This is a genomic window from Mycolicibacterium sp. TUM20985 (assembly GCF_030295745.1).
Taxonomy (GTDB): Bacteria; Actinomycetota; Actinomycetes; order Mycobacteriales; family Mycobacteriaceae; genus Mycobacterium.
In genome coordinates this window covers 1,384,210-1,404,072 of sequence record NZ_AP027291.1, presented here as the reverse complement: position 1 = coordinate 1,404,072, position 19,863 = coordinate 1,384,210, and the positions used below count along the sequence as shown (strand labels likewise).

The window sequence follows — 19,863 nt, the reverse complement described above, 5'->3', positions numbered from 1 at the left end:
ACGCGGCAGCAACCTCGGCGCATCCTCGGCGATGGGGCGTCCGCACCCGTCAAATGGTCAAGCGCGCCAGCAAGTCTCGCCCCTGCTCGGCACTCTGCGGGTCGCACAGCACGTCGTAACGTCCGGCCACCAGCTGCATCGTCGAGCTGAAATCTCTTGTGCCCCGCGCCATCGCGTATTGCAATCCCGACGTGATGAGTCCGAAGCACACACCGGCCAGCAGACCCGCGATGAGGGCGCCCCACGGGCTGGGACCGAAGAAGCCGAGCACGAGCCCGATGAACAGACCCAGCCACGCGCCGGTCAACGCGCCGCCTCCAAGCACCCGCGGCCACGTGAGCCGTCCGGTCACCCGTTCGACCTGCATCAGGTCGACGCCGACGATCGTCACCTGCTGCACCGGAAACTCTTGATCCGAAAGGTAGTCCACCGCGCGCTGCGCCTCGGCGTAGGTCGGATACGAGCCGATCGGCCAACCCTTCGGCGGAGTCGGCAGCCCAGCAAAACCACCACGCCCCGGATTCTGTCCAGCTCTTCCTGGATTCTGAAGTGGGTTCGTCATCTTCTGGTCCCTGTCATGTCGTGGTCGAGTGGTGCCGCATCATCGGCGCATCTTCATGGTCGACGTTCATTGTCAACGCCCGACGGCCGCGATAGGTGCCGAACTCCCATGAACGCCGCCGCTGCTCGGCTGCGGTAGGTTGGCCCCATGATTCGTCCGGGCAGCCTTCCCGGTGATGCGGCAGGTCAGGCCATGGCACCGCCTGCCGAGACGATGCCGCAGGACGCAGGATCCTCCCCGGTCTCGAGCCGGACCAATCGAACGGCCATCGCCGCGTTGGTGTCGTCGGTGGTGTGCCTGTTCGGGCTCGGGTCGATCATCGGCATCGGACTCGGCGTCTACGCCCTGAATCAGGTCGCGGTGACGGGTGAGAACGGCCGCGGCCTGGCGGTCGGTGGAATCCTGGTCGGCGCCGTCACCCTGTTGTTGAGCATGATTGGAATCATGATGAAGCTGAGCGCGCCGTGAGCACCGGGCCCGAAGAGCCGAGCCGCGGCCAGGAATTCCCGCCGCTCGAGGACTCCGTGCCACCGGATCCTCATGCGCCAGTGGACTATCCGACGGAGTTCGCCCAGCCCGGCTACCCACCGCCCGCCTACCCGCCGCCTGCCTACCCGCAGTCGGGGTACCCGCCACCCGGCCTGCCGCCACCGGGTTACCCGCCGCCCTACGCCGGCGGCTACGGCTACGGCGGCTATGACCCCTACGCCCAGGTTCGGCCGTCGGGTACCAACGGCAAGGCCATCGGCTCGCTCGTCACCTCACTGGCGGGACTGTTCTTCTGCGGCGTGCCCTCCGTCGTCGGGCTGATCCTCGGCGTCATCGCGATGCGCGAGACGAAGCAGACCGGTCAGGAGGGCTACGGCATGGCCCTGGCGGGCGTCATCGTCGGCGCACTCTCCGTGGTGGGGTGGCTGCTGTACGTCGTCGTCATCATCTTCTTCTTCGCGGTCGCATCCACGTCGCCGCCGATCGGCTACTGACCGGGCGGTACGAAGGGGGCCGAGGTGCGCGCCATCCCAGCGGCCCGGCCCTTGCCCGCGACGACCAGGGCCATCTTGCGACTCGCCTCGTCGATCATCTCGTCACCGAGCATCACCGCACCCCTGGCGCCACCGACCCGCGACGTGTGCCATTCGTAGGCTTCCAGGATCAGTTCGGCGTGGTCGTAGTCGTCCTGGCGGGGGCTGAAGATCTCGTTGCCTGCCGCGATCTGATCCGGGTGCAAGACCCATTTGCCGTCGTACCCCAGCGCCGCTGCGCGCCCGGCCACCCGGCGGAAGCCCTCGACGTCGCGCACCTTCAGGAACGGGCCGTCGATCGCGTTGATGCCCTGGGCGCGCGCGGCGATCAGGATCCGCATGAACACGTGGTGGTAGGCATCGCCGACGTCGTACCCCTCGGGTTGCTCGCCGACCACGAGCGTGCGCATGTTCAGGCTCGCCATCATGTCGGCGGGGCCGAGCACCAGCGCCTGCACCCGCGGTCCCGCGGCGATGGCGTCGACGTTGGTCAGTCCCTGTGCGTTCTCGATCTGCGCCTCGATGCCGATGCGCCCCACCGGCAAACCGTGGATGTGCTCGAGTTGGGTGAGCAGTAGGTCGAGGGCGTGGACGTGGGCGACGTCGGTCACCTTCGGGAGCACCACTACGTCGAGGTGGGCACCCGCGGCTGCGACCACCTCGATGACGTCGGCGTGCGTCCACGGCGTCGTCCAATCGTTGACCCGGACGCCACGCAACTGTCCGCTCCACCCCGTCTCGGCCAAGCCCGCCGCCACCTGAACGCGGGCTTCCGCCTTGGCATCTGGCGCCACCGAGTCCTCGAGATCGAGGAACACCTGATCCGCGGCCAGCCCACGTGCCTTCTGGATCATCTTCGGGTTACTGCCAGGAACCGAAAGGCAGGTTCGACGGGGGCGATATCGATTCTCCACGGGTTCACTCTCTACTCTTTGTGACATGGTGGCGGTGAACAGGGTCTATGCGGCCCGACTCTCGGGGATGTTGGTGCTCGGCCCCGACGGCGAGTCGATCGGACGTGTGCGTGATGTGGTGATCAGCATCGGTATCGGCAAACAACAACCGCGCGTCCTGGGGCTCGTCGTCGAGTTGCTCACGCGCCGAAGGATTTTCGTCGGCCTCCTGCGGGTCACGGCGATCGAACCGAATGCCGTGACACTCACCACCGCCAACGTGTCGCTGCGCCGCTTCACGCAGCGGCCAGGTGAGGTGCTGGTCTTCGGCCAGGTGCTCGACACCCGCGTGCGCGTGGAGGATCCAGAGCTCGAGGAACTCGCCGGCGTCGACCTCGTCGTCGTCGACCTCGCGATCGAGCAGATCCGCACCAGGGACTGGGTGGTGACCAGGGTCGCGGTTCGCAGCCACCGCAGGCTCGGCCGCCGCACGGCCGTCCACATCGTCGACTGGCAGAACGTGACCGGCCTCACCCATTCGGCGATGGCCTTGCCCGGCCAGGGCGTCGCCTACCTCTTGGCGCAGTTCCAGGGGCAGCGGCCCATCGTCGTCGCCGACGCCATCCGGGACCTGCCCGCCAAGCGTCGCCACGAGGTCGTCAACGCGCTCGACGACGAACGTCTCGCCGACGTCCTGCAGGAGCTTCCCGAGAGCGAACAGGCCGATCTGCTGGAACGGCTCGAACCCGAGCGCGCCGCCGACGTCCTCGAGGCCATGGATCCCGACGACGCGGCCGACCTGCTCGGCGAGTTGGGTGCCTCGGCGGCCGAGGCGCTGCTGGCGCGAATGGATCCCGAGGACTCCGAGCCGGTGCGGCGACTGCTGAAGCACTCCCCGGACACCGCGGGTGGCCTGATGACCCCGGAACCCGTCGTGCTCGGGTCGGGGACGACGGTGGCGGAGGCGTTGGCCCGGGTGCGGGACCCCGAGCTGACCCCGGCCCTCGCCTCGCTGGTCTTCGTCGTGCGGCCACCGACCGCCACTCCGACGGGTCGCTACCTCGGCTGCGTGCACCTGCAACGCCTGCTGCGCGAGCCGCCCGCAGCCCTGGTGAGCGGCATCATGGACTCCGATCTGCCGAGCCTCGATCCGGAGACGACGTTGGCCGCGGTGACGCGCTACTTCGCTGCCTACAACCTGGTCTGCGGCCCCGTGGTCGACGACGAGAAGCACCTGCTCGGTGCCGTCACCGTCGACGACGTCCTGGACCACCTGCTACCGCACGATTGGCGCGCCCGGCCGGAGGATCCCGAATTGCCCGGCCCGGATGAACTGACCGAAACGGCGACGTCCGGACAGCCGTCGTGAGCGACCTGTCGTCGCGGCAGCGGCTCGACACCCCCAGGACGCGTCGCAGGCGGTTCACGCCGCGGGTGGACATCGAGGCCGTCGGCCGTGTCAGCGAGTCGATCGCGCGGTTCCTCGGCACCGGCCGCTACCTCGCCATGCAAACCGTCCTCGTGATCGTGTGGATCGCGTTGAACGTGTTCGCGGTCAGTCTGCAATGGGACCCGTACCCGTTCATCCTGCTGAATCTCGCGTTCTCCACCCAGGCGGCGTATGCCGCGCCTCTGATCCTGCTGGCGCAGAACCGTCAGGAGAACCGCGACAAGGTCTCGCTGGAGGAGGATCGGCGCAGGGCCGAGCAGACCAAGGCGGACACCGAGTACCTCGCGCGGGAAATCGCTGCGCTGCGCATCGCGGTCGGTGAGGTCGTCACCCGCGACTACCTCCGTCGCGAGCTCGAGGAAGTGCGTGAGTTGCTGGACGAATTGCGGTCCAGGAAGCCCAAGAAGCAGACGGGCTCCAAGACCCCGCGCAACTGGGATGAGCCCGTCTAGACCATTGCTGCAACACGCGCCACACGAGTCGGTATGGTGACGTGGTTCACAACGTTGCCGGTGTTTGCCGACGGCGGTTTGGTCATCGCGGATCTAGGACGGTCGAGTGCACATCGGAGGCGGCTCTGCCTACGCAAACGTGCGACGTCGAGCGGGTCGTGTCATGCGCACGCCTGCCTTCGGGGTTGCGGTAATCGCTCCGCTGGTCCTGGTGCTGGCGGTGGGTGCGTCGGCTCCGGCGCCGAGGCATGCCGTCGCCGACGACGGCATCACCCCGCTGGCTGCGGTGGCCAGGACCGGTGACGACGCAGGCGTGGTCGTCATCGCGGCCCCCAAAGCACCGACCCCTTTTCGCTTCGCCATCGCCAACCTGTCCGCTCCTCCACCGTCGATCGTCGTGAGTTCGCCTGGCAGCCTTCGCATTCCGGCCATTGCACTGAGTGCCTACCGCAATGCCGAGCGCATGATGGCCACGGCGTATCCCGGCTGCGGGGTCAGCTGGAACCTGTTGGCGGGTATCGGTCGCATCGAGTCGGTGCACGCCAACGGCGGCGCCACCGACCCGCAGGGCACGCCGGTTCAGGGCATCTTCGGTCCCTCGCTCGACGGCACCCTCGCGGGCAACGAGGTCATCGTGCAGAGCGTCCAGGCGGGCCGTGTCACCTACGCCAGGGCAATGGGCCCAATGCAGTTCCTGCCCGGCACGTGGGCCCGGTATGCGTCGGACGCCAACGGCGACGGCAAGGCCGACATCCAGAACCTGTACGACGCGTCGCTGGGCGCCGCCCGGTATCTGTGCAGCGGCAATCTGAACCTGCGCGACCGCTCGCAGGTGCTGTCGGCGATCCTGCGCTACAACAACTCGATGGCTTACGCGCAGAACGTGCTTGGCTGGGCGGCCGCCTACGCCACGGGGGTCGTGCCGGTCAATCTCCCGCCGATCGGGGCTGCCCCGCCGATCGGGGACACCCACCTCGTCGCCAACCCGGAGGGTCTTGGCCCCGGCATCGGGCTGCCCGCCAACGACCCGCTCGCCTCGCTGGCGCTGGCGGACGTGAACGGCGCCAACCAGCTGGGCCTCCCGCCGGGCCCCGGCGCGGGCGTTCCGGCTGCACCCCAACAGAATTGCCAGGTCTTCTGTCTGACGCCACAAGCTCCGGTGGCGCCGCAGCAGAATTGCCAGGTCTTCTGCCTGACCCCGCAGCCGGTGGCCGCTCCACTGCCCGAGGCGCCACCCGCTCTGCGGCTCCCGGCCCCGCTCTTCCCGGCCCCCCCGTTCCCGCCGCCGGCGGAGGCTTCGCCGCCGTTGCCCCCGGTAGGCCCGGTGCCCGGTCCAGTCAACTGACGACAGCGCCTACACTCGCGGGTGATGTCCACTGATGCTGAGGCCCTGGAAGCGGCCGTTCGATCGGCGCTGTCCAAGGTCATCGACCCCGAACTGCGCCGCCCGATCACCGAGATCGGCATGGTCAAGGACGTCTCGATCGACCCCGCCGACAGCGCCGTCCATGTCGAGATCTACCTGACCACGTCGGCGTGCCCGAAGAAGACCGAGATCTCCGATCGCGTCAAGCAGGCCGTCGTCGACGTACCGGGGACCGGTGCCGTCAAGGTCACCCTCGACGTGATGAACGACGAGCAGCGCACCGCGTTGCGCACGCTGTTGCGTGGCGATTCGCGTGAGCCGGTCATCCCCTTCGCCCAGCCCGGCTCCCTGACCAGGGTGTACGCGGTGGCGTCCGGCAAGGGCGGCGTCGGCAAGTCCAGTGTCACGGTCAATCTCGCGGCGGCGTTGGCCGCGCGCGGCCTCTCGGTCGGCGTCCTGGATGCCGACATCTACGGGCACTCGGTGCCCCGCATGATGGGCACCACGGACCGGCCCACCCAGGTCGACTCGATGATCTTGCCGCCCATCGCCCACGAGGTGAAGGTCATCTCGATCGCGATGTTCACCCAGGGCAATACCCCCGTGGTGTGGCGCGGACCCATGCTGCACCGGGCGCTGCAGCAGTTCCTGGCCGACGTGTACTGGGGTGACCTCGACGTGCTGTTGCTCGACCTCCCGCCGGGTACCGGTGACATCGCCATCTCAGTGTCCCAGCTCATTCCCGGCGCCGAGATCTTGGTGGTGACGACACCGCAGTTGGCCGCCGCCGAGGTTGCCGAGCGCGCCGGCGCCATCGCCCTGCAGACCCGCCAGCGCATCGTCGGCGTGGTCGAGAACATGGCCGGTCTGACGCTTCCCGACGGCACCGTGATGAACCTGTTCGGGGAGGGCGGCGGCAAGCAGGTGGCCGAGAGCCTGACCCGGTTGATGGGAGCCGACGTGCCCCTGCTCGGTCAGGTGCCGTTGGATCCCGCGCTGGTCGCCGCGGGCGACTCGGGCGTTCCACTGGTCCTCAGCGCTCCGGACTCGGTGGCCGCGAAGGAGTTGCGGTCCATCGCCGACGCGCTCACGACGCGCAAGCGCAGCCTCGCGGGCATGTCGCTGGGTCTGAACCCCGTCGGCCGTTAGGTCGCGTCGCTGTCGAACGGGGTGACCCCTGGCGTACGCGGCTCGACCGCAGGCGTCGGCGGCTGGGGTTGCGGCTGGTTGCCCGATACCGGCTTGACCGGCTTGTCGAAGTTCCCGGTCAGGAACGAGTCGTCACCGTCGAGCAGATGCTTCGTCAGAGCGGCGCGGGGCGTCATGCCGCGCAGCTTCTGCAGTTCGCTCAGCGGTTGCCGTAGGTCCTCGAACTCTGGCCCCAGATCCTGGCGCAGTTGGCTGGTCGCGCCGCTGAGGTACTCCCGGACCTGACGCAACGTGCTGGTCGTCCACCGGATGGCGCCGGGAAGCCGCTCGGGGCCGAGGATGACCAGGCCGGCGACGACGAGCACCAGCATCTCGCCCCAGCCGACGTTGCCGAACATCGATCAGGCGGCAGGGTTGTCGGAGCCGGGGTTGACCGTCAGCGTGACGGGTCGTCCGTCGCGGATTACCTCGATCGGCGCATCCTGACCGATCTTCAGCTGGCGCACGGCGACGACCATCTCATCGGCGTCGGCCACCGACCGAGTACCGACCTTGACGACGACGTCGTTCTCCTTGACGCCCGCCCGGTCTGCGGGGCCACCCGCGACGACGTTCTTGATGAGGGCACCGGAGGCCACGTCGTTGCTCACCGATACCGCGTTCAGGCCGAGCGTCGGGTGCGACATCTTGCCGTTCTTGATCAGCCCCTCGACGACTTCCTTGACTTCGTTGACCGGAATGGCGAAGCCGAGACCACTTGCGCTGTCGGACAATGACTTTCCAGCGGTGTTGATGCCGATGATCTCTGAGTTCATGTTGATCAGCGGGCCACCGGAGTTGCCATGGTTGATCGACGCGTCGGTCTGCACACCGTCGATCACGGTGTCGGTGTCCGAACCGTCGCCCGACAGGGGGACGGGGCGGTGCAGGGCGCTGATGATGCCGTGGGTGACGGTGCTGCGCAGACCCAGCGGGGCGCCCGCGGCGATCACCTCTTCACCCACCCGGAGCTTCTCGGAGTCACCGAACCGCGCGACGACCAGGTTGTCGACGTTGTCGACCTTGAGGACCGCGAGGTCGGTCTTCTGATCGCGCCCCACCAGGTTGGCCGGGACCTCGTGGCCGTCGTTGAACACCACCGAGATCTGGTAGTCGGCGGGGTTCTTCGCGGCGTCGGAGATGACGTGGTTGTTGGTCACGATGTAGCCGCGACCGTCGACGACGACGCCGGACCCCTGGGATCCCTCACCCTTGCTGGTGGCCTCGATCGTGACGACCGAGTCGGCGACCGCGGACGCCACCTCGGCGAACCGGCTGGTCGACTCCTCGGCGCTGCCGTCGGTCTGCAATGTCACCTTGGACGTGGTGAAGGCGGGGACGATCTCGGCCGTCTTGTTGCCGATCACGCCGCCGAGACCACCGATGACCAGGGCCACGATCATGATGACGCCCAACGCGATCCACGAGACGCGGCCGCCGAACAGGACGTCGCGAACCCCGAGCTTGCCCATCGGGACGGTGCTGGCCGCAACGGGTGCGGGCTTGGGCTGCGCAGGCACCCCGAGCGAGGGAGTGGCCGCGGGGTCGCGCCACGGGTCTTCGGGTTCGTCGGGCAGGTCGCGGCCGCGTTCGGCCTGCAGGGCGCCCGCGTCGGCCGGATGACGCTGAAGGGTGTCCGAGATCCCGTCGGGACGGCCGAAGGCGTCGGCGAGGACCGTATCGGGCGCCTGGTCTCTAGGCGTGTACTCGCCTTGGTCGCGGTGCTCTTCGGCGCCGAGGAATGAGCCCGTGACACCGCTGGGCCGGCCGAACGCCCGGGTCTGCGCGGGATCGACGGGAGGGCGAGATACGGGCTTCGGTTCCATGCGCGGACGATTTTGCGCGGACTGATCCTGATTGGTCACCCGTGTTCACTCTCCGTCTGAGCAGACGCCGTCACCGGCGCACGCCATGTTCTCTGGCCCGACATTTACCCTACCGGCGTTTGCGTCGGGAGCGCGGCGCGTCAGCGGCGAGCTGGGGTGCCACCTCGGGTACCGCCGGGTCCGATGGCGCCCGGTGCGGAATGTCGGACAATGCCCCGAGCAACGAGGTCGGGATGACGACCGGGCAGGAGTCGCGCAACGCCGTGCGCGCTTGCCCCTGGGCGTCGACCTCGGCGGAGCACTGCGGACACTGCGACATGTGGTGCGCCGCCCTCAGGTGGGCGGTCATCCGCAGCTCACCGTCGACGAACGCGGCGATGGCCTCCGTGGAGAGGTGCTCGGTGGACCCGAACTGGCGAGGGCCGACGGGGTGGTCACTCTGTGAGGCGAAATGAGCGGGTAGCCAAGAGAACGCACGACGGAACACGTCTCCCGGATCGGGCATCGACCTGCTCCTCTCCAGACTCATCGCGTCCAGTGCACCACGACAACGCTTCCCCGGTTCGAATGTAGCGCGGCGGGCGGGTTTGGACACCCACCGGTCGCAGACACCGAATCAGGCGGTTCTTGCCGTGCCCTCCGCATAGGCATCCGGGTGATTTGCCAGATATTCGCGCAGCGCCTGCCTGCCACGGTGGATGCGGCTGCGCACGGTGCCCAGCTTCACGCCCAGGGTGGCGCCGATCTCCTCGTACGACAGGCCCTCGATATCGCACAGCACGACCGCGGCCCGGAACTCCGGGGGCAGCGAGTCCAATGCCGCCTGCAAGTCAGGACCCAGTCGGGCGTCGTGATAGATCTGCTCGGGATTCGGGTCCTCAGCGGGAACGCGGTCGTAATCCTCCGGGAGTGCCTCCATGCGGATGCGGCTGCGACGCCGGACCATGTCCAGGAACAGGTTGGTCGTGATGCGATGAAGCCAGCCCTCGAACGTGCCGGGCTGGTAGTTCTGCACCGACCGGAAGACCCGGATGAAGGTCTCCTGCGTGAGATCCTCGGCGTCGTGCTGGTTGCCCGAAAGCCGGTAGGCCAGGCGATACACGCGGTCAGCGTGCTGACGGACCAGTTCGTCCCACGAGGGCATGGAGGACTTGTCGCCCGTGGCGTCGAAGACCGCTGTGCCGGACAGTTCCTCCGAGGGCTGCACCCAGTCACCGTCGCCGGCATGCTCGAAGTGCGCCATGAAGACGGGTGACGTGCTCGTGGTGGTCGTCGGATCCTCCAGATCGATTGCGCGGACTGCGGGGGTGATTCCCCGTTCCACACTCGCGGAAACTGAATCGCCACCGTGGATATTCCCGGGTTCCCAGCTTCCGCCATATGCCATGCGCTTACCGTCCACGACCCTGGTGAGGTCCGCATATGAGCAAACTGAACTTTTCCTGAGAATGTTGCTGACCTACCGTGCGAACTGCGCAAACGATCGGCTTTTGCCCCGAATCCGACGAACGGCCGCGGGCGTGTCGAAGAGCGGGCTACTCGGCGTTCGCTCTACGGTGAGGGAATGGCCAGCAGTGACGATTCCGGCAGCCCGGATTCCCGGCCAAGCCGCGCGGAGGCGCTCGTCGCCCACGCCGAGAACTCGATCTCCGAGGATGCGCTGACTGCTGCCGCCAGGGAACGTGCGGACGACAGCGGCGCCGGGGCCGTGACCCCTGCCGTGGGCGCGATGCTGAGCGTGTTGGCGAAGGTCGCGCGCGCCAAGGCCGTCGTCGAGGTCGGCACCGGCGTGGGCGTCAGCGGGCTGTGGTTGCTGTCGGGTATGCGCGACGACGGGGTGTTGACCACGATCGACGTCGAACCCGAGCATCAGCGGCTGGCCAAACAGGCGTTCACCGAGGCGGGTATCGGCCCCTCCCGCACCCGCCTGATCAGCGGGCGAGCTCAGGACGTGCTGACGCGGCTCGCAGACGAGTCCTACGACCTCGTCTTCATCGACGCCGACCCGGCCGACCAGCCGCAGTTCGTTGCCGAAGGGGTGCGTCTGCTTCGCTCCGGTGGTGCGATCGTGATTCATCGCGCCGCCCTGGGTGGCCGGGCCGGTGATGCAAGCGCCGGCGACCGGGACGTCGTCGCGGTCCGCGAGGCCGCTCGAATCATTGCCGAGGACGAACGGCTGACACCGGTTCTGATACCGCTTGGCGACGGCTTGCTGGCCGCTGCCCGCGACTGACCCCACACCCCTTCCGGCCCCTCTCGCGCAAAACGCTTGACCTCTCGCTGAACACGCGTTTAGCATGCTAAACATGCGTTCAGTCGATGACCTGACGGCCACCGCCCGCATTCGCGACGCCGCGATCCAGCAGTTCGGTGAGCACGGGTTCGAGGTCGGCCTGCGCGGCATCGCCAAGGCCGCCGGTGTGAGCCCCGCGCTGGTGATCCACCACTTCGGCTCGAAGGATGGCCTGCGCCTGGCCTGCGACGAGTTCGTGGCCGAGTCGATCCGCTCCGCCAAGAGCGAGACCATCACGTCATCGGATCCCACCTCGTGGTTCGCCCAAATGGCGGAGATCGAGTCGTTCGCCCCGGCGATGGCCTACCTGGTCCGCAGCATGCTGTCCGGTGGCGAACTCGCAAACACTCTGTGGCACAACATGATCGACAACACAGAGCAGTACATCGAGGAGGGGGTGCGGGCTGGCACCGTCAAGGCCAGCCGGGATCCCGGGGGTAGGGCGAAGTTCCTGGCGTTGACCGGCGGCGGCGGGTTCCTGCTGTACCTGCAGATGCACGACACACCCACCGACATCCGGGCCGTATTGCACGACTACGCCCAGGAGATGGTGCTTCCCGCCCTCGAGCTCTACACCCACGGCCTGATGACCGATTCGACGATGTACGACGCGTTCACGGCGCAACGGGCTCACGACATCCCCATCGCTACGTCCACGGAGGAGTGATCGATGACGACCAATCACGGAGGTACACCAGCGATCGAAGTCCACGGCCTGACCAAGGACTTCGGCTCGGTGCGGGCACTCGACGGGTTGGATTTGACGGTGACCGAGGGCGAGGTGCACGGCTTCCTGGGCCCCAACGGAGCGGGCAAGTCGACGACCATCCGCGTCCTGCTCGGACTGGTGCGCGCAGATGCCGGTACCGTCCGGCTGCTCGGCGGCGACCCGTGGGCCGACGCCGTCGCACTGCACCGCCAGATCGCCTACGTACCTGGCGATGTCACCCTGTGGCCGTCGCTCACCGGCGGTGAGACCATCGACCTGTTGGGCCGCATGCGAGGTGGTATCGACGAGAAGCGCCGGGCGCAATTGATCGAGCGGTTCGACCTCGACCCGGCGAAGAAGACCCGTACCTACTCGAAGGGCAACCGCCAGAAGGTCTCCCTCGTCTCGGCATTCGCCTCACATGCCAGGTTGTTGCTGCTCGACGAGCCAAGTAGTGGCCTGGACCCGTTGATGGAGAACGTCTTCCAGCAGTGCGTCACCGAGGCCCGCGAGCGTGGCGCCACGGTGCTGCTGTCAAGTCACATCCTGGCCGAGACGGAGGCGCTGTGCCAGCGGGTGACCATCATCCGCGCGGGTCGGACCGTCGAGAGCGGAACGCTGGAGTCCATGCGCCATCTGTCCCGCACGTCGATCAAGGCCGAGATGATCGGCGATCCAGGCGATCTCACCAGGATCCGGGGTGTCGCGGACGTCAGCCTCGAGGGCCATACCCTGCGTGCGCAGGTCGACGGCGAGAGCCTGGGCGAGGTCATCAAGGCACTCGGCGACGCCGGTGTCCGAAGTCTGGTCAGCCAACCGCCCACCCTGGAGGACCTGTTCCTCCGCCACTACGACGTCGGCGAACCCACTGCGCGGGTGACGGCATGACCGTTCTGGACCGCCCCCGCCACCCCGCGCACCAGGCTCCGCCACGCGGCTCCGTCTTGTCGGGAACCGTTGGGCTGCTTCGCCTCGACCTCAGGCGAGACCGAATCGTCCTCCCCGCGTGGGTGCTGCTGCTGTCCATCCCGCTGGGAACGGTGTACGTCGGCAGCATCGCCGCCGTCTATCCCACCGAGGCGGACCGGGCGTCGTTCGCCGCGACGATCATGGCCAGCCCCGCCCAGCGCGCGCTGTACGGAAATGTCTACGGCGACAGTCTCGGCGCCACTGGCATCTGGAAGGCCGGCATGTTCCACGTGCTGATCGCCGTGGCCGTGATCCTGACCGTCATCCGGCACACCAGGGCCGACGAGGAATCCGGTCGCACGGAGCTGATCGACTCGACGGCGGTCGGCCGCTATGCCAGCCTGACTGCGGCGATACTGCTCGCCGGTGGTGCGTCGATCGCAACCGGACTCATCGGCACCGCCAGCCTGCTCCCTCTGGACGTGCCAGCCTCTGGATCATTGGCGTTCGGTCTCGCACTGGCGGGCACGGGCCTGGTGTTCACCGCAGTCGCCGCCGTGACCGCTCAGCTGTCGCCCAGCGCGCGATTCGCCCGCGGTGCCGCATTCGGTGCGCTGGCAACGGCATTCACGCTGCGTGCCGTCGGGGATGCCGGCTCGAGAGCCGAGCTTCTGTCGTGGTCGTCACCGTTGGGGTGGTCGCTGCAGGTGCGACCGTACGCTGGCGACAGGTTCTGGGTAGTGCTGCTGCACGTCGCCTTGACGGCGGTCCTGCTCGTCGTCGCCTATCGGTTGTTGGCCCGCCGCGACGTCGGGGCAGGCATGTTCGCCGAGCGCCCGGGTGCGCCGCGGGCCGGATCGACGCTGCGCGGGGTGATGACGTTGGCGTGGCGGCTGGACCGTGGTTCGCTGCTGCTCTGGACGGTGGGCCTGAGTCTCTACGGCCTGCTGATCGGCAGCGTGGTCAACGGTGTCGGAGGTCAGATCGGCGACAGCCAGTCGGCCCTGGACATGGTGGCGAGGCTGGGCGGTACCGATCAGCTGGAGCAGGCCTTCATCGCGATTGCCTTCGGGATGTTGGGCATGGTGGCGGCGGCGTTCGCCATCTCGTTGACGCTGCGACTCTTCCAGGAGGAGACGAGCCAACGGGCCGAGACGCTACTTGCCGGTGCGGTCAGTCGAAGTCGTTGGCTGGCAAGTCATCTGGCGTTCGCCATCGGTGGCACGGCCTTCGCGATGCTGCTTGCCGGCCTGGTGGCCGGACTGACCTACGGCGCAGCCGCAGGCGACGTCACGGGCAAGCTCGCGGTCGTACTGGTAACGGCCGCCGTGCAGCTGCCCGCCGTCTGGCTGCTGGTCGCCATCACGGTGGCCCTGTTCGGGCTCCTCCCCCGCTTCACACCCGCCGCGTGGGGTGTCCTCGTTGCGTTCATCGCGGTGTATCTGCTGGGCTCGTTGTCGAACTCGCCGCAGTGGCTGCTGGACCTCGAGCCGTTCGCACATGTCCCGCACGTCGGCCTCGGTCGCGTCGACTCGACCCCACTCTGGTGGCTCCTTGGACTCGACGCCGCCTTGATCGCACTGGGCGCCATCGCCTTTCGTCGTCGCGATCTGCGCTGAGGCGGCGGCCATGAAGCTCATCGGTCAAACCCTCGTGTCGATGGTGTTCGGAGTCCTCTTCTTTGGCGTCGCGCTGTTCCTGCCAGCCTGGACCTTCGACTACTGGCAGGCGTGGGTCTTCATCGCGGTGTTCACGCTGGCGACGATCATCCCGACCACCTACCTCGCTCTGAAGCATCCGGATGCGCTGCAACGCCGGTTGAAGGCGGGCCCGACGGCGGAGACCCGCCCGGTGCAACGCATCGTGATGGCGGCGACCGGTCTGGCGGTCGCCGGCCTGCTGGTGCTCAGCGCCCTCGACCATCGCTACGGCTGGTCGTCGGTGCCCCTGTCGGTCGTCATCCTGGGCGACGTGATGGTCGGTGTCGGCCTGCTCCTGTCGCAGTTCGTCGTCATCCAGAACGCCTATGCCGCCGCCACCATCACCGTCGAGGCGGGCCAAGAGCTGGTCACGACCGGGTTGTACGGCGTCGTGCGCCACCCGATGTACGTCGGCGCCCTGATCATGATGCTCGGCACGCCGTTGGCGCTGGGCTCCCTGTGGGGCTTCGTCGTGCTGGTGCCGGCGTTCGGCGCGTTGGCGGCCAGGATCGTCGACGAGGAGAAGATGCTGACCGCAGAGCTGGCCGGCTACGACCAGTACACCCGCCGGGTGCGCTACCGATTGGTGCCTGGCGTCTGGTGACGCAGTTGTCGGAGCCGCGGCGTATGGTCGCACGTATGTTCGAAGGATGCTCCACCGTCGCCGCTGAGGCCACGCTGGTCGACCGCATCGCCGAGCTGGAACGGGAGAAGTCCGCCGCAGCCGCCGAGCAGGCGATACTCACCGCCGAGCTCGATGTCGCACGCCGGGCGCGGGAGGCGGCGGCGGGGGTGCCAGCGGCCAAGCGCGGTAAGGGTCTGGCCAGTGAGATCGCCCTGGCGCGGCGTGATTCGCCGAACCGGGGTGGCCGACATCTCGGGTTCGCCCGGGCGCTGGTGCACGAGATGCCCCATACCTTGGCGGCGTTGGCGGCCGGGGCGCTCTCGGAGTGGCGGGCCACGCTGATCGTGCGGGAGTCGGCGTGCCTGGACCTCGAGGACCGGCACACCCTCGACGCCCGGATGTGCGCCGACCAGGCGTCCCTGCACGGCAAGGGTGACCGGCGGATCGAAGCCGACGCCAAGGCCATCGCCTACGAGCTGGACCCGCATGCCGTCGTGGACCGGGCGGTGCGCGCGGAATCCGAGCGCACCGTGACCAGCCGACCCGCCCCCGACGACATGGCCTACGTGACCGCGCTGTTGCCGATGCCCCAAGGGGTGGCGGTCTATGCCGCCCTGCGCCGGGCCGCTGACACCTGCGGCGACGGCCGCGGCCGCGGGCAGGTGATGGCCGACACCCTGGTCGAACGGGTCACCGGGCGCCCCGCCGAGGTGCCGGTGCCGGTCGCGGTCGAGCTGGTCATCAGCGACGAGACCCTGCTCGGCGGTGACCAATCGGCGGCCCGGGTGGCTGGATACGGGCCCATCCCGGCGGCGATCGCCTGTCGTCTGGCCGCTGACGCTGCCGGCGACGAACGGTCGAAGGCCACTTTGCGCCGCCTGTACCGTCATCCCGGATCGGGCGCACTGGTGGCGATGGAGTCCCGGGCCCGGTTGTTCCCCAAGGGGTTGGCTCGCTACATCGCCGTGCGCGACGACACCTGCCGCACCCCGTACTGCGATGCCCCGATCCGCCACACCGACCACACCGTCGATCACGTTGCGCGCGGGCCCACCAATGAGCCCAATGGGCGCGGCACCTGCGAGGCGTGCAACTACACCAAACAGGCCGACGGCTGGCGTGCCACTACCCGGCGCGAGGACGACGGCACCCACACCTGTGAAGTCATCACCCCCACCGGCGCACGCCACCGCTCCAACGCTCCGCCACTCCCCGGCTGGCGGGGCCGCCGGTCGAGCAGCGTGGAAATCGTCTTCGCCGATGTGTTGGCGTGGAAAGACGCCGCCTGATCCGGGCCACGAACCCCACGGGCCGCGCCTCATACTGATCACGTGAGCGACAAGACATGCGTCGGTAGCGGCAAGCCATGGGCGGTCGACATCGCGGGCAAGCCGATATGTCCGCGCTGTCGTCGTGCGCTGTCGACCGTTGCGGGCAAGGGCCGTTCGATCACGAACACTCCCAAGGTGCCCACGCACGAGCGACCTGCGCGACGCCAGCGCTGACGAGATGGAGCTGCTCACCGGTGTGGGACTCGCGAGTGCCGCCGGGCTGAATGCCTACATCCCGCTGTTGGCGATGGGTCTCCTCGGCCGTTTCACCGATGTGATCAACCTGCCGCCGGGCTGGGCCTGGCTCGAGAACGGCTGGGTGTTGGTGATCGTCGCGGTGCTGCTGGCAGTGGAAGTCGTAGCGGACAAGATTCCTGCCCTGGACAGCATCAACGACGTCATCCAGACGGTGGTGCGCCCCACGTCGGGTGGCATCGTCTTCGGCGCGGGCACCGCATCGCAGACCGCGGCGATCACCGATCCGGGAGCGTTCGCCTCCACGGGTCAGTGGATTCCGATCGCGATCGGCGTGGTCGTGGCACTGGTCATGCACCTGACCAAGACGGCGGTGCGACCCGTGGCCAACGTGGCGACGGCAGGCGTGGCGGCACCCGTGTTGAGCACCGTCGAGGACGTCACCAGCATCGGGTTGGTATTCGCGGCGATCCTGCTGCCCGTGCTGGTGTTGGTCGCGTTGGCCGTGATCGCCTGGGCTGCATTCGCCCTGTGGCGCCGCCGGCGCCGGCGCTAGATCCAGACGCCCTTACCGACTGCGACCACGCCACCGGCACTGATCGCGAATCGGTCGCGATCGCGCTCGAGATCGACCCCGACGTGTTCGCCCGGACCGACGACGACGTTCTTGTCCAGAATCGCGTGGCGCACAACGGCACCCCGCCCGATGCGCACACCCGGCATGATGACGCTGCCCTCGACGATCGCCCCGTCGTCGATGACGACGTTCGACGACAGCACCGAGTTGCGCACCGACGCCGCGGACACGATGCTGCCCGCCCCGACGACCGACTCCTGGGCCGACCCGCCGTTGACGAACTTCGCCGGGGCGAGGTTCTCCGGTTCGCCCCGGATCGGCCAACGCCGGTTGTACAGATTGAAGACGGGGTGCACGGACACGAGATCCATGTGCGCGTCGTAGAAGGCGTCGAGCGTCCCGACGTCGCGCCAGTAGCCGTGATCGCGCTCGGTCGAGCCGGGCACCTCGTTGTCCTTGAAGTCGTAGACGGCGGCCATCCCGTCGGCGACCAGACGCGGGATGATGTCGCCACCCATGTCGTGGTCGGAGTGGTCATCGTCGGCGTCGGCGCGGATGGCGTCGATGAGCACCTTCGTGGAGAAGATGTAGTTGCCCATCGACGCGAACGTCTGCTCCGGGTCATCGGGGGTACCCGGCGGATCGGCCGGCTTCTCGATGAACTCCCGGATCATGCCGGACTCGTCGGCGTCGATGCAGCCGAAGGCGGTCGCCTCGGCGCGCGGCACCCTGATCCCGGCCACCGTGGCCCCCGCTCCACTCTCGATGTGGAACTGGAGCATCTGTTCGGGGTCCATCCGATAGATGTGATCGGCACCGAACACGACCACGTAGTCGGGGTCCTCGTCGTAGATGAGGTTGAGCGACTGCAGGATCGCATCGCCCGAACCGGTGTACCACCGCGGCCCGAGGCGCTGCTGGGCAGGCACCGGGGTGATGTACTCGCCGGCAAGCCCGGACAAGCGCCAGTTCTGCGAGATGTGGCGATCCAGCGAATGCGATTTGTACTGCGTGAGAACGCAGATCTTGAGATAGCGGGCGTTGACCAGATTCGACAACACGAAATCGATCAGGCGGTAGGCCCCACCGAAGGGAACCGCGGGTTTGGCACGGTCGGCGGTCAACGGGTACAAGCGCTTACCCTCACCGCCCGCCAGGACGATGCCCAAGACTGTCGGCAGTTCCTTCATGGGTCAAACCTATCGGCCCTCAGGAGCCGCGGCTAGCCATTGGCACTTTTGGAGACGATTTGGGGGGCTTCGCCGCCGAGCGGACGAGCTGACGGGCTGTCGGTCAAGACAATTGGGTGCGCCCGCCACGGAGGGCCACTACCGTCGTAGCCATGCGAGTAGCGATGATGACGCGGGAATACCCACCGGAGGTATACGGAGGAGCGGGCGTCCACGTCACCGAACTCGTTGCGCAACTGAAGACCATGTGCGAGGTCGACGTGCATTGCATGGGTGCGCCGCGGCCGGGTGAGCCCGACGTCTTCGTCGCTGCCCCGGACCCCGCGCTCAGTGGCGCCAACCCGACGCTGACGACCCTGTCCGCCGACCTGGTCATGGTCAACTCCGCCGCGGGCGCGACCGTCGCGCACTCTCACACCTGGTACGCCGGGCTGGCCGGGCACCTCGCCGCCATGCTGTACGGCATCCCCCACGTGCTGACGGCGCACTCCCTGGAACCGATGCGGCCATGGAAGGCAGAACAACTCGGCGGCGGATACCGCGTGTCGTCATGGGTGGAACGCACCGCGGTCGAGGCGGCCGACGCGGTGATCGCGGTCAGCTCGGGCATGCGGGACGACGTGCTGGCCACCTACCCCGCCCTCGACCCGAACCGCGTGCACGTGGTGCGCAACGGCATCGACACCGAGAAGTGGTACCCCGACAGGAACGGAGCGGCCGGCACGCTGGCCCGGATCGGCGTCGACCCGAACCGGCCGATCGTGGCGTTCGTCGGCCGCATCACCCGCCAGAAGGGGGTGGCACACCTGGTGGCCGCAGCGCACCGTTTCGCACCGGAGGTGCAGTTGGTGCTGTGCGCCGGCGCGCCCGATACCCCCGAGATCGCCGCCGAGGTGGGAGGCGCGGTGAAGGAGCTCGCCGACTCACGCAGTGGCATCTTCTGGGTACAGGAAATGCTGCCCGGCGATCAGATCCGCGAAATACTCTCGGCCGCAACCGTTTTCGTCTGCCCGTCGGTCTATGAACCGCTCGGCATCGTCAACCTCGAGGCAATGGCGTGCTCGACGGCCGTGGTCGCCTCCGACGTGGGCGGCATACCCGAGGTCGTCGCAGACGGCGAGACCGGGGTGCTAGTGCACTACGACCCCGCCGACGCGGAGGGTTTCGAGGTGCGGCTGGCCAATGCGGTCAACGCCATGGTGGCCGATCCCGACCGGGCGGAACGATACGGGCGCGCAGGGCGCCAACGGTGTATCGACGAGTTCTCCTGGGCGCGTATCGCAGAGCAGACCCTGGAGATCTATCAAGAGGTCTCCCGCTAGCGGTTGGGGATCGACGATCAGCTGGTGGGGGCGGTGACGTTCTTCAGTTCATCGCCGAGTGCGGCGGCCTCGTCGGGTGTCAGCTCGACGACGAGGCGCCCGCCGCCCTCGAGTGGTACTCGCATCACGATGCCCCGCCCCTCTTTGGTTGCTTCCAGTGGACCGTCGCCGGTCCGGGGCTTCATCGCCGCCATCGAGCGCTCCTTCCGCATGCTCCGGTCCGCGCACGCGGAACGGCTCTGGGCCGAGACTG

Annotated in this window: 23 protein-coding genes; 15 read left to right on the top strand and 8 right to left on the bottom strand. The window is 68.0% G+C overall.

Going from position 1 to position 19,863, the window contains the following annotated elements; all coding sequences use genetic code 11:
- Positions 1-49: 49 nt before the first annotated feature.
- Positions 50-562 (bottom strand): general stress protein, encoded by a 513-nt coding sequence (locus QUE68_RS06965; protein WP_284225241.1) that lies wholly within the window; start codon positions 560-562, stop codon positions 50-52.
- A gap of 147 nt (positions 563-709) precedes the next feature.
- Between QUE68_RS06965 and QUE68_RS06960 the strand changes: the two genes are divergently transcribed.
- Positions 710-1,030 (top strand): DUF4190 domain-containing protein, encoded by a 321-nt coding sequence (locus QUE68_RS06960; RefSeq protein ID WP_286275339.1) that lies wholly within the window; start codon positions 710-712, stop codon positions 1,028-1,030.
- Positions 1,027-1,545, top strand: coding sequence for a DUF4190 domain-containing protein (locus QUE68_RS06955; protein WP_286275338.1), 519 nt, complete (start codon positions 1,027-1,029; stop codon positions 1,543-1,545). The genes QUE68_RS06960 and QUE68_RS06955 overlap by 4 nt, the downstream gene beginning before the upstream one ends.
- On the opposite strand, the gene QUE68_RS06950 is transcribed toward QUE68_RS06955, so the two are convergent.
- Entirely contained in the window at positions 1,539-2,498 is a 960-nt protein-coding gene (locus QUE68_RS06950) for an HpcH/HpaI aldolase/citrate lyase family protein (protein WP_284225238.1), read from the bottom strand. The two genes, QUE68_RS06955 and QUE68_RS06950, sit on opposite strands and share 7 nt — an antisense overlap.
- Before the next feature lie 25 nt (positions 2,499-2,523).
- On the opposite strand from QUE68_RS06950, the gene QUE68_RS06945 reads away from it, so the two are divergent.
- From QUE68_RS06945 to QUE68_RS06930, 4 genes are all read left to right on the top strand, one after another.
- Positions 2,524-3,846 carry a magnesium transporter MgtE N-terminal domain-containing protein gene (locus QUE68_RS06945; RefSeq protein ID WP_286275337.1) on the top strand — a complete coding sequence of 441 codons (1,323 nt, stop codon included), beginning with the start codon at positions 2,524-2,526 and terminating at the stop codon, positions 3,844-3,846.
- Complete coding sequence (locus QUE68_RS06940; RefSeq protein WP_284225236.1) at positions 3,843-4,379, top strand: DUF1003 domain-containing protein; 537 nt, start codon at positions 3,843-3,845, stop codon at positions 4,377-4,379. The genes QUE68_RS06945 and QUE68_RS06940 overlap by 4 nt, the downstream gene beginning before the upstream one ends.
- Positions 4,380-4,542: 163 nt before the next feature.
- Complete coding sequence (locus QUE68_RS06935; protein ID WP_286275336.1) at positions 4,543-5,724, top strand: lytic transglycosylase domain-containing protein; 1,182 nt, start codon at positions 4,543-4,545, stop codon at positions 5,722-5,724.
- Positions 5,725-5,748: 24 nt separating this feature from the next.
- Positions 5,749-6,894 carry an Mrp/NBP35 family ATP-binding protein gene (locus QUE68_RS06930; RefSeq protein WP_286275335.1) on the top strand — a complete coding sequence of 382 codons (1,146 nt, stop codon included), beginning with the start codon at positions 5,749-5,751 and terminating at the stop codon, positions 6,892-6,894.
- Here the strand turns inward: QUE68_RS06930 and tatB are convergent.
- From tatB to sigE, 4 genes are all read right to left on the bottom strand, one after another.
- On the bottom strand, positions 6,891-7,292 hold the full coding sequence (gene tatB, locus QUE68_RS06925) for a Sec-independent protein translocase protein TatB (protein ID WP_284225233.1): 402 nt from the start codon (positions 7,290-7,292) through the stop codon (positions 6,891-6,893). The two genes, QUE68_RS06930 and tatB, sit on opposite strands and share 4 nt — an antisense overlap.
- Before the next feature lie 3 nt (positions 7,293-7,295).
- Complete coding sequence (gene htrA, locus QUE68_RS06920) at positions 7,296-8,759, bottom strand: serine protease HtrA (protein ID WP_455012930.1); 1,464 nt, start codon at positions 8,757-8,759, stop codon at positions 7,296-7,298.
- Positions 8,760-8,868: 109 nt separating this feature from the next.
- Entirely contained in the window at positions 8,869-9,264 is a 396-nt protein-coding gene (gene rseA, locus QUE68_RS06915; protein WP_284225229.1) for an anti-sigma E factor RseA, read from the bottom strand.
- A 111-nt stretch (positions 9,265-9,375) separates the two neighbouring features.
- Positions 9,376-10,146 carry an RNA polymerase sigma factor SigE gene (sigE, locus tag QUE68_RS06910; RefSeq protein WP_286275334.1) on the bottom strand — a complete coding sequence of 257 codons (771 nt, stop codon included), beginning with the start codon at positions 10,144-10,146 and terminating at the stop codon, positions 9,376-9,378.
- 177 nt (positions 10,147-10,323) lie between these two features.
- On the opposite strand from sigE, the gene QUE68_RS06905 reads away from it, so the two are divergent.
- From QUE68_RS06905 to QUE68_RS06870, 8 genes are all read left to right on the top strand, one after another.
- Positions 10,324-10,992, top strand: a complete 669-nt coding sequence (locus tag QUE68_RS06905) for an O-methyltransferase (protein WP_286275333.1) — start codon at positions 10,324-10,326, stop codon at positions 10,990-10,992.
- 73 nt (positions 10,993-11,065) lie between these two features.
- Positions 11,066-11,719 carry a TetR/AcrR family transcriptional regulator gene (locus QUE68_RS06900; protein ID WP_286275332.1) on the top strand — a complete coding sequence of 218 codons (654 nt, stop codon included), beginning with the start codon at positions 11,066-11,068 and terminating at the stop codon, positions 11,717-11,719.
- A gap of 3 nt (positions 11,720-11,722) precedes the next feature.
- Complete coding sequence (locus QUE68_RS06895) at positions 11,723-12,649, top strand: ABC transporter ATP-binding protein (protein ID WP_284225223.1); 927 nt, start codon at positions 11,723-11,725, stop codon at positions 12,647-12,649.
- Positions 12,646-14,289 (top strand): ABC transporter permease, encoded by a 1,644-nt coding sequence (locus tag QUE68_RS06890; protein ID WP_286275331.1) that lies wholly within the window; start codon positions 12,646-12,648, stop codon positions 14,287-14,289. Before QUE68_RS06895 ends, QUE68_RS06890 begins: the two co-directional genes overlap by 4 nt.
- 10 nt (positions 14,290-14,299) lie before the next feature.
- Entirely contained in the window at positions 14,300-14,974 is a 675-nt protein-coding gene (locus QUE68_RS06885; RefSeq protein WP_286275330.1) for a methyltransferase family protein, read from the top strand.
- A 35-nt stretch (positions 14,975-15,009) separates the two neighbouring features.
- Positions 15,010-16,284 carry an HNH endonuclease gene (locus QUE68_RS06880; RefSeq protein ID WP_284225220.1) on the top strand — a complete coding sequence of 425 codons (1,275 nt, stop codon included), beginning with the start codon at positions 15,010-15,012 and terminating at the stop codon, positions 16,282-16,284.
- A gap of 42 nt (positions 16,285-16,326) precedes the next feature.
- Positions 16,327-16,500 (top strand): hypothetical protein, encoded by a 174-nt coding sequence (locus tag QUE68_RS06875; protein ID WP_284225219.1) that lies wholly within the window; start codon positions 16,327-16,329, stop codon positions 16,498-16,500.
- A 4-nt stretch (positions 16,501-16,504) separates the two neighbouring features.
- Positions 16,505-17,077: a DUF4126 domain-containing protein gene (locus QUE68_RS06870; protein WP_284225217.1), complete on the top strand. Its 573-nt coding sequence runs from the start codon at positions 16,505-16,507 to the stop codon at positions 17,075-17,077.
- Here QUE68_RS06870 and glgC read toward each other — a convergent pair.
- Positions 17,074-18,288 (bottom strand): glucose-1-phosphate adenylyltransferase, encoded by a 1,215-nt coding sequence (gene glgC / locus QUE68_RS06865; protein ID WP_286275329.1) that lies wholly within the window; start codon positions 18,286-18,288, stop codon positions 17,074-17,076. The two genes, QUE68_RS06870 and glgC, sit on opposite strands and share 4 nt — an antisense overlap.
- A 152-nt stretch (positions 18,289-18,440) precedes the next feature.
- Here glgC and glgA point away from each other — a divergent pair, with 152 nt between their 5' ends.
- Positions 18,441-19,610, top strand: a complete 1,170-nt coding sequence (gene glgA, locus QUE68_RS06860; RefSeq protein WP_286275328.1) for a glycogen synthase — start codon at positions 18,441-18,443, stop codon at positions 19,608-19,610.
- 17 nt (positions 19,611-19,627) lie between these two features.
- Here glgA and QUE68_RS06855 read toward each other — a convergent pair whose 3' ends face one another.
- Positions 19,628-19,804, bottom strand: coding sequence for a DUF3117 domain-containing protein (locus QUE68_RS06855; protein ID WP_284225212.1), 177 nt, complete (start codon positions 19,802-19,804; stop codon positions 19,628-19,630).
- Between the last annotated feature and the right edge of the window lie 59 nt (positions 19,805-19,863).